1 pseudogene is annotated in these 723 nt (G+C 50.9%); it reads left to right on the top strand.

Going from position 1 to position 723, the window contains the following annotated elements:
- Positions 1-723 (top strand): annotated as a pseudogene (locus tag E4T79_RS10725) (RHS repeat protein); the annotation flags it as partial.

Below are 723 nucleotides of genomic sequence, written 5' to 3'. Positions count from 1 at the left end.
TGTCTAAGATGACAGATGCCAACGGTCATTCGAGCTCTTATGGCTACGATGCCAATAAGAATCTAGTTCTCTATACTGATCCAAATGGTCAAGCTACAGCCTTTACCTACGACCCACTAGGTCGTGTAGTAGAGACCCTTGCGCCAACAGGAAGCAAGCAAAGCTTTACCTATGATGCGGTCGGCAACCGCCTCACCGAAACCACAGGAGAAGGTCATACCACGACCTATACCTACGATGCCCTCAATCGTGTGGCGAGTATGAAACGCCCAACAGGTGGAGAGACGACCTATGCCTATGACGGGACGGGGAGTCTTGCCAAGGAGGCGGATGCCAATGGTCATATTACCACCTACACCAATGACCTTTACGGTCGCACCACCAAGCGGACACTTCCAAATGAAGCGGAGTATACCTATGCCTATGACGGTCTTGGACGTTTGTCTAAACAAACTGGTCCTCAAGGTTTAGCCAAGAGCTATACCTATGATGTGGCGGGTAACCTGATCAAGGAAACCGATCAGTCTGATCGAAGCAACAGTTATACCTATGACAAGGTAGGTCGTCTCTTGACCGCCAAGAATGCCCTTGACCTGGAAACCACGTATAGCTACGACGAAGCAGGTAACCTTGAGAAACTGACCAGTCCGTCAGGCGCGACCACCCGCTTTAGCTATACGACCCTTGACCAGCTCAAGACCATTACCAGTCCGACCGGTCGAG

It is taken from the genome of Streptococcus sp. LYSM12 (assembly GCF_004569635.1).
Taxonomy (GTDB): domain Bacteria; phylum Bacillota; class Bacilli; order Lactobacillales; family Streptococcaceae; genus Streptococcus.
The sequence above is the reverse complement of the archived record's forward strand: the minus strand, read 5'-3'. Positions and strand labels throughout refer to the sequence as shown.